Genomic DNA, 8,387 nt, shown 5'->3' with positions numbered 1-8,387 from the left:
CTTGGACGATTGGTATAGAAAGGGTATGTAAATAATTGATTTATACTATAATACAATAGCGCTAAAAATGTTAAAAACAGGGTTTCGAGGCGAAAGAAAAGAGAATCCTCACCCCGTCCCTCTCCCAAGGAGAGGGGGAATGTGGTGACGGGAAATTAAAAGAAACCTCCCCCTAGCCCCCTCCAAAGGGGGAATTAGGGACGGGAATGTCGAAGGAAATATGATGAAAATATCTCCCTTCTCACATATCCAGCTGTCGCTGGCTATCTTCAAAGGGGGAATGTAGCGACGAAAAAGTGGGAGTGTGGTGGTGGAAAAGCGATTGAAAGATAGTTTTTTGACCTGTCGGACTTATGGGAGGAGTGGGACGAGAGTGATGACTTTATTAATGTATATAAAATGTATATAAGAGGTATTGTTTACCAATAAGACCGTTTATGAAAAAATATGTAATAGCGTGGGGGCTCTTCCTCTGCTGTTTTGTGGGCGCTTTCGCCCAAATGATTAGTGTATCGGGCAAAGTAACCGATGTGACAAACCACCCTTTGGAAGGTGCCGCAGTAGTGGTTAAAAACGACAATATACTGCTATCTATGGGAACCCTTACCGATATCAAAGGGGAATTTCGGATTTCTGCAAAAGCAGGAGAAGTGATAAGGATTTCGTACTTAGGTATGAAATCTCGTGAATTTACCGTTTCGGCTGAACAACCTTTCTTAAAAGTGCATTTGGAACCGGAGATTATCACTTTAAGTTCTACCGATGTAGTAGCTACGGGCTACCAAAATCTTCACAAAGAGCAAACTACTTCGGCTTATACCAAAATAAGGACAGACCAGCTCAACCGTCAGCTTAATAGAACCGTACAAGAAGCTATTGAGGGACAAATAGCAGGTGTGCGCTTTACAAAAGACCCTTTTACAGGGAAAGAGGTGCCTATACTGCGCGGGGTAGGTACTTTTTCGGGCAATGTAGGCTATTCGCCTTTGGTGGTGATTGACGATATCCCTACCGATACGCCATTAGAAGATATCAACCCCAAAGATATCGAGTCGGTAACGGTACTGAAAGACGCTGCTGCGACGGCTATCTACGGGGTGCGCGCTGCCAATGGGGTGATTGTGATTGTCACCAAAAAGGGCTTGCAGAATGGTTTGCGTATCAACGTGCATACCGACCTGTTCTATACTTTCAAACCTAATATGAGCCGTATGCGCTACGCTTCGACGTCCGACCTTATCGACCTCGAAACGGCTTTCTACCAAAGCAAATTGGCTGATAGCAATGGCAATGTAGATGACCTTTTTGCTTCCTACGGAGAAATTGGGGGCAGGCAAACAGTGAGGTATTACTCGCCTCTCTTCCAGCTATACCGCGACCAAGCCAAAGGAAAACTCAGCCAGCAAGAGGTGAATAGCACGCTTAACGAATGGCGCAACCGCGATTACCTTCGCGACTTCAAGCGTTATGTGTGGCAACCTATTATCAGCAAACGCTACAATATAAGCGTAGAAAGTGGTAATAACCGGAGTCAGAATTACGCTTCGTTGCAATATGAAGACACCGATGAGCGCATCGTTACCGAAAAGACCCGCGCTCTGAACCTTTATTTAAAAAACACTTACCAGCTCACGCCTTGGCTAAAAAGCACCATAGGGGTGAATGGCAGATATACCGCTGTTGATGCGGTGGCTGAACAAGTACGAAATTTGTATGCCGATTACTTAAAGCAACCTCGTTACACTCGGCTATTGGGAACGAATCCGTATGCGGGTTTTAATTTAGTTGCCCCCATAAACGGACATATTTTAGAACAAATTGCGGGCAACGATGCTTTCCGCTCGTATAGCTTCAATTTATTGGAATCGATAGCGCAAGAACATCAAAAACAGTACAATCTCAGTTTGCGTCCGTTTGCAAATCTGCAAGTATCTATCATCAAAGGTTTGCAATACCAAAGCTATTTTCAATATGAGTTAAACACTCACAACAGTGAAACTTTCTTTGGCAAAGACACTTATTATATGCGTTTGCGCCACAACCAATTGGTAAAACAAGACGCTACTACTCAAAAATTCTCTTCTGAACTGCCCGAAGGCGGTTATTACGAACAGGAGAAAGGGCAGACACAGCATTATACCTTCCGTCAGCAGTTGGATTTCAATCGCACTTTTGCGGAGGCACACAATGTGACAGCGCTATTGGGCTTCGAGATGCGTCAGCACTACACCCCGCGCAATACTAAGGAAATGCAATATGGTTACGACGAGCAAACGCTCTCCTTCCCTACCCTGAACTGGAAAGACCTCTACAATCCTGGTGTTACTAGCTATCTCTACGGCAGGCAGTCGCTATCGCTGAGCCGTAATCAGCAAAGCGAAACCAAACACCGCTTTATCTCTTTTTATAGCACGTTGGGCTATTCATACCATCAGAAATACAACCTCACAGGGAGTGTGCGCGTAGACCAAGCTGATATGTTTGGGGCAGACCCTAAGTACAAATACCGTCCGCTATGGTCAGTAGGCGGTAGCTGGAATTTGCATCGCGAAGATTTCTTCTATGGTAATGTGGTAAAGTTGCTAAAACTGCGCCTTACTTATGGTGTAAGTGGTAATGTAGACCAAACTACTACCCCTTTCTTACGCGGACGTTTGCTTACCGATGTGCGAGGCGCTTACCCTAGCCAACAGTATTTACAGTTCAACGATACCGATTTACCTAACCCTAAATTACGTTGGGAAAAGACTGAAACCACCAATTTAGGTATTGACTTCGGTATGTGGTATTGGCTCTCAGGAAGTATCGACCTTTATCGTCGTTACAGTTCCGACCTGTTGGTACTGACCGAACTCGACCCTACCGTAGGTGCTCAAAGACGACTCATCAATAACGGAGCTTTACTGAACAAAGGAATAGAAGTGAGTTTGAATGCTACGCGTGAGTTAGCCAATGATTTGCAACTTACTGTAAGAACTACTTTTGCCTACAACAAAAATACCATTGAGAAAGTGAGTAGCAAGCCCACTAATGCCGTGGAATACGCTCGTAACCCCTTGCGTTATTACAAACAAGGAGACGACTTTAACTCGCTTTATGCCTATCGATACAAGGAAACCACCAATGGCTACCCTATTTATTTAGATGAAAACGGCAACCCTAATACGACTTTCGACGCCAATGGTGTGCCCACTATTAAAGATATCATAAGCGAAGATGCCCTCGTAAGATTAGGAACGATGAACCCCACCTTTAACGGAGCTCTTAGCTTGCAACTGCGCTATAAGGCTTTTGAGCTCGGTACGATGTTTATATATGCGGGTGGACATAAACTTCGCAAAGACACTTATTCCATCAATCAAGAAAGCGAAACCCATCGCGATATTACCGAACGTTGGACAGCTACGAAACCCACCGATATGCCCCGTATGTCGTTCGACTATCCAGCGACTTTGAGACGCACTGCTAATACGGTGAATACTCTTTGGCAACTCGGCGACAATCACGTGGTAAACGCCGATTATATCAAATGGCGCAATGTGTTATTTTCGTGTTATATTCCTAAAGACATTTGCGAGAAATTGCGCTTACAAGAGGCTAAAATCACCGCTCAGCTCAATAACCTAATCACTTGGTGTGCTGCTGGCGACGATATAGACCCCGAAACCTATCACCTCAACTCTGGAAGTCGCGCTTTGCCCGTAGCAACAGCAGCGTTTTTCGGTATATCATTTAGTTTTTAGCCAGCCGTAGCACGGCAGGCAGTTAGTCGTAGCTAGTAGGCAGTTTGTATACCTTAATTATTTTACAATGAAAAGAATCATAAGCACAATAATATTCATAGCGTTGACTTTCAGCGCTTGTGACAAATACACCGACCTCACTCCCAAAGGTGAAAAGATTATCAACACCGCCGAGGAATACTACGATTTGGTAGTACTCCCCACTAAAAACTACCCTCCTTTTAACTTCCGCACTCTGGTAGACGACAATTGGGTAAAGGAGAGTAGTATCATCGGTAAGACACCCGACTTGAACAGCATCAACTTCTATTACGAAGAAAGTGCTCCACGTGCCGATTACATCGAGTCGTCACCCTTTTATAACAATGTATACAGCTATATAGCTAGGTGGAATATGATTATCACTACTGTTGATAATGCCAAAGGTGATGCATCACTAAAAGCACGTGCCAAAGCCGAAGCCCGCTTGCTAAGAGCTTTTGATTATTTTATGCTGGTAAACGTCTATGCCAAAGGCTACGACCCTACCACAGCAGCTACCGATGGTGGTGTGTGCCTAATGCGTGAATTCGACTTAGAAGCTCACCCTACCAAAGCTACCGTAAAAGAAGTGTACGATTTTATTCAAGAAGATATCGAGGCGGCGTTGCCTCTTTTGCAAGAACACCCTGTGAATGTATATCACCCCTCATTAGCTTTTGGCTATGCCTTGAAAGCCAGAGTGCACCTATTCAGAAGAGAATATCAGCAGGCATTAGTGGCAGCCCAAAAGAGTCTGTCGTACAACAACCAACTGATAGATATGGTAGCTTATGAGGCAAGTCCTACCCCTATCACGGTAGATAAAAACCCCGAAGTGCTCAACTTAGCCTATATGAACGGATATACCGAGATGAACATTTGGTACATCTACCCCGTGAGTCCTGAGTTTTGCAACCTTTTTGATGCCGAAAACGATATGCGCTTCAAGCTCTTCTTCAATAAGAACCACCGTTATAACGATAAAGGTTCGGGTACTGCCAACTGGGATATGCTCGCCACTAAGTTCTTCTACCCTACCGTAGGAATGAAAACAGGTGAGATGTACCTTACTTTAGCCGAGTGCAAAGCGCGCTTGGGCAACCTCAGTGGGGCGATGCAAACCGTAAATATCCTCCGTAGCAAACGCATAAAAGGCAGTGGTGCGACCCTCGCTACCCCTGCTACTACTGAGGAGACCGTAAAACTCATCATCGACGAGCGCCGTAGAGAGCTCGCTATGGGCTTTAATCGCTTTTTCGATTTAAAACGATTGAACACCGAGAGTGCTTATGCCAAAACCTTGCAACGCACCTTCCCTCTGGTGAATACCACTGTACCGCAACGCACCTATACCCTGCCTCCCAATTCGCCTATGTACATCGTTCCCTTTCCTAAGGACGTAATGGAGAAGAACCCATCGCTTACACAGAATTATTAATCAAAATAACGACAACTGCTCACCGAAAAGCTCCTTATGCTTGTTGTGGCTATTAGCGATAAGCAAATGGCGAAGTTTGGCGGGCTCCATAGTGCCTGCCAACGGCGTAGCCCCGCTACAAGTAATGAAGTATTTTGCTCTGTTTAAGGTTACCCCTATCTGTTTGAGCGAGTAATATGTGAGCTTCTGAAAAGTACGCGCCGCAAGTATCTTCTGTATCGACCGTACTCCCACCCCTGGAACGCGCAAGAGCATTTCACGCGGAGCCGTGTTCACATCTACGGGGAAAAGATGAGGGTGACGCAATGCCCACGCTAATTTAGGGTCTATCTCCAAATCGAGGAACGGTTGCCGAGCATCTAAAATCTCATCAGGAGCAAAGCCGTAGTAACGCATCAACCAATCGGCTTGGTATAGGCGGTTTTCTCTCACTATGGGTACTTGGCTGTGGATAGACGGCAACCTACTGTCCTGCAATACCGGCACATAACCCGAATAATACACCCGCTTCATTTCAAGCTTGTCATACATATAGCTGGCAACCTTTATAATCTTATGGTCGGTTTCGTCAGTCGCGCCTATAATCATTTGGGTGGTCTGTCCGGCAGGCGCAAACTTAGGCGTATGCTTAAACTTCTTCTTTTCAAGCGAATGCATTGCCAACTCGTTTTTCACCTGTTGCATCGGGGTAAGCATCTGCCGGTGGTCTTTCTCTGGCGCAAGCAGTTTCAACCCCTCTTTGGTAGGTATTTCAAGATTAACGGACAGACGGTCGGCATAAAGTCCTGCTTCGTGAATCAGTTCTTCGCTTGCCCCAGGTATTGTTTTTAGGTGAATATAACCGTTAAAGCGCTCTTCTGTCCGCAACTTCTTAGCCACACGCACCAATCGTTCCATCGTAGTATTAGGGTCTTTGAACACTCCCGAACTCAAGAACAGCCCCTCAATGTAATTCCGTCGGTAGAAATTAATAGTAAGGTCTACCACTTCCTGCACACTAAAAGCAGCGCGCTGTATATCGTTACTGCGTCGCGACACACAATAAATACAATCGTAGATACAGTGGTTCGTAAGTAAGATTTTGAGCAAAGAAATACACCTGCCGTCCTCAGTAAACGAGTGGCAGATACCGAAGTTCGCAGCGTTGCCTAATTCACCTTTCACCGCCTTACGAGCACTCCCACTACTCGAGCAAGACACATCGTATTTGGCAGCATCAGCAAGGATAGCTAGCTTTTCTTTGATACGTTCAAAATCCATTTAATTTATTTTAGTATAACGAATCACGAGTGCAAATGTACTGCTTTATTCTGAGATAAACAAGAAAAAACAATAAGCAAAAGAACTCACCAATTTCACAAGGTGAAGCCTTGATTTTTATTCAGCTTCTATAACGTAAACCATACTTCTTTAAAGGTTTAATTTCTCTCGCCCAACCCAAAATAAAACCTCTTAAATACCCTCTTTTTCTTCAAAAGTTGTATCTTTGCCAAAAATTCTTAGTTTTCTGCTTAAAATGAAGATTGCTATTTATATACGTCAGTACTCCGAGGAAAACGAAGCCATTCTCAATGAGCTTTTTACCCTTCTTTTGCCCTCCGATAAGGTGTTTATAGAACGCGAAATCCTCAGCGACCTCAACGATCGCTCCGAGCAATTCCTCAAAGCAAAATCTTTTGCTTCCTTCGAAGACCTCAACTCCTCTTACGATGTAATGCTCACTATTGGTGGCGACGGCACATTGCTCAAAGGGGTTACTTATGTACGAAACCTGCAAATCCCCATTCTCGGTATCAATGCAGGACGCTTGGGCTTCTTGGCAAATGCACATAAAGACGACCTGAAAAACGTACTAACACAACTCCGCGAACGAAATTACAAAGTAGTAGAACGCTCCGTTATCGAAGCCGTTTACGCCGATACAGGCGAACCCGTAGCCCCTGTGAACTTCGCTCTGAACGAAATAACCTTTACTCGTAAAGATACCGCCTCTATGATTACTATCGATACTGAACTCAACGGCGATTTCCTCTCCTCCTATTGGGCTGACGGGCTCATCATCTCCACCCCCACAGGCTCCACAGGCTACTCCCTTAGCTGTGGCGGACCTGTAATACTCCCTACCGCCAAAAACTTTGTGATTACCCCCATCGCCCCTCACAACCTCAATGCGCGCCCGCTGGTAATCCCCGAAGATACCGAAGTAAAACTCACTGTGTCAGGCAGAGAAAAGAAGTTTTTAATGTCGCTCGACTCACATATCAAGCCCATTGCTAACAAACACTCCATTATAGTCCGTAAAGCTCCCTTTGTCGTGAAAATGATACGCCTCGACGGAGACAGCTTTATAAACACCCTGCGCTATAAACTACTCTGGGGTGAAGACCGACGCAACAAGTAACTAAAAAAATGAAAGGATATATTTTCGACTTAGATGGTGTGCTCGTCGACACTGCAAAATACCACTATATCGCGTGGAAAACCATCGCCAAAGAATTCAATTTTGAGCTCACTCCTCAGCATAACGAACAGCTGAAAGGCATCGGGCGCGAAGTCTCCTTGCACCAAATCCTTCAATGGGCAGGCAAAACACTCTCCGAAACCGACTTTACCGATACCGCCTTGCGCAAAAACAAATTGTACTTAGAGCAAATCAGTAGTATCGATAGCTCCGAGTTACTCCCTGGTGTGTTAAACTTCTTACAGCTCCTCAAAGCCCATCACAAAAAGATAGCCTTGGGCTCCGCAAGCCGTAATGCCCGTTTAGTGTTGGAGCGCACCGGCATTCTCCCCCTATTCGATGCTATTGTCGATGGCACAATGGTAAGCAAAGCCAAACCCAACCCCGAAGTATTCCTCAAAGCCGCCGAAGGTTTAAGGCTTCCCCCTGCTGATTGTTGCGTATTCGAAGACGCTCCCGCAGGCGTACAAGCCGCCAAGAGTGCCGGAATGAAAGTAATAGGAGTCGGCAATCCCGAAGTTCTTAAAGCCGCCGACACCGTAATTCCCAACTTTTTAAATATGAAGATATAAGCACCCAATGTAGCTAATAGTTGGAGAAGCCTCTCAGAGTCTCTCCAACTAATTTCCTAATTTTCTATTTTTCTAATTTGCTAATTCTCTAATTATCCCTTCCCTTTTCCGTCATATACCCCCTAGTGCCTATGGCCTAAGGCCTATCACCT

Annotated in this window: 5 protein-coding genes; 4 read left to right on the top strand and 1 reads right to left on the bottom strand. The window is 45.1% G+C overall.

The window, feature by feature from the left end:
* Positions 1-437 precede the first annotated feature (437 nt).
* Positions 438-3,743, top strand: a complete 3,306-nt coding sequence (locus tag HMPREF9072_RS04600; RefSeq protein WP_009410767.1) for a SusC/RagA family TonB-linked outer membrane protein — start codon at positions 438-440, stop codon at positions 3,741-3,743.
* 67 nt (positions 3,744-3,810) lie between these two features.
* Positions 3,811-5,202, top strand: a complete 1,392-nt coding sequence (locus HMPREF9072_RS04595) for a RagB/SusD family nutrient uptake outer membrane protein (protein WP_009410766.1) — start codon at positions 3,811-3,813, stop codon at positions 5,200-5,202.
* On the opposite strand, the gene HMPREF9072_RS04590 is transcribed toward HMPREF9072_RS04595, so the two are convergent.
* A complete protein-coding gene (locus tag HMPREF9072_RS04590) occupies positions 5,203-6,462 on the bottom strand; it encodes a putative DNA modification/repair radical SAM protein (protein ID WP_009410765.1) in 1,260 nt (419 codons plus the stop codon). It abuts the gene before it with no gap.
* Between the two features lie 256 nt (positions 6,463-6,718).
* On the opposite strand from HMPREF9072_RS04590, the gene HMPREF9072_RS04585 reads away from it, so the two are divergent.
* Entirely contained in the window at positions 6,719-7,603 is an 885-nt protein-coding gene (locus HMPREF9072_RS04585) for an NAD kinase (protein WP_002674060.1), read from the top strand.
* A gap of 8 nt (positions 7,604-7,611) precedes the next feature.
* On the top strand, positions 7,612-8,235 hold the full coding sequence (pgmB, locus tag HMPREF9072_RS04580; RefSeq protein ID WP_009410764.1) for a beta-phosphoglucomutase: 624 nt from the start codon (positions 7,612-7,614) through the stop codon (positions 8,233-8,235).
* Positions 8,236-8,387 lie beyond the last annotated feature (152 nt).

Origin of the sequence: Capnocytophaga sp. oral taxon 324 str. F0483, from assembly GCF_000318315.2 — a bacterium.
Classification (GTDB): domain Bacteria; phylum Bacteroidota; class Bacteroidia; order Flavobacteriales; family Flavobacteriaceae; genus Capnocytophaga; species Capnocytophaga ochracea.
This window is presented reverse-complemented; position numbering and strand designations above follow the sequence as displayed.

Excerpts from the sequence above, each read along its gene's own strand:
- pgmB (WP_009410764.1), top strand. The coding sequence starts at position 7,612 with ATGAAAGGATATATTTTCGACTTAGATGGTGTGCTCGTCGACACTGCA.
- HMPREF9072_RS04590 (WP_009410765.1), bottom strand. The coding sequence starts at position 6,462 with ATGGATTTTGAACGTATCAAAGAAAAGCTAGCTATCCTTGCTGATGCT.
- HMPREF9072_RS04600 (WP_009410767.1), top strand. The coding sequence starts at position 438 with ATGAAAAAATATGTAATAGCGTGGGGGCTCTTCCTCTGCTGTTTTGTG.
- HMPREF9072_RS04585 (WP_002674060.1), top strand. The coding sequence starts at position 6,719 with ATGAAGATTGCTATTTATATACGTCAGTACTCCGAGGAAAACGAAGCC.
- HMPREF9072_RS04595 (WP_009410766.1), top strand. The coding sequence starts at position 3,811 with ATGAAAAGAATCATAAGCACAATAATATTCATAGCGTTGACTTTCAGC.